This window comes from Haloferax profundi (assembly GCF_001469865.1).
Classification (GTDB): domain Archaea; phylum Halobacteriota; class Halobacteria; order Halobacteriales; family Haloferacaceae; genus Haloferax; species Haloferax profundi.
In genome coordinates this window covers 1-291 of record NZ_LOPV01000011.1, presented here as the reverse complement: position 1 = coordinate 291, position 291 = coordinate 1, and the positions used below count along the sequence as shown (strand labels likewise).

Genomic DNA, 291 nt, shown 5'->3' with positions numbered 1-291 from the left:
TACGACGATTGGTCAGAATTCGTTTGTCGGATGTAACGCCGTCGTCGAACATACGATCGTGGACGAAGATTCACAGGTCGGACCAAACGCGACACTGGTCGATTGTGTGATGGGACTAAACACAACTGTTGCTGCAGGAGTCACCGTCGAGGGTGGGGTCGGTGACGTTCGGATTGGGAGCCACGTTCACGAAAAAATCCGCCTTGGAGCCGTGATCGCCGACCGTGCAGAAATCGGAGGGAGTGTCTCGGTCGCGCCCGGAACCATCATCGGATCCGGAGCAACTGTCGC

At 56.7% G+C, this 291-nt stretch carries 1 pseudogene; it reads left to right on the top strand.

Annotated elements, in window-relative coordinates:
- Nucleotides 1-109: 109 nt before the first annotated feature.
- Nucleotides 110-291, top strand: a pseudogene (locus tag AUR66_RS22440) (nucleotidyl transferase); the annotation flags it as partial.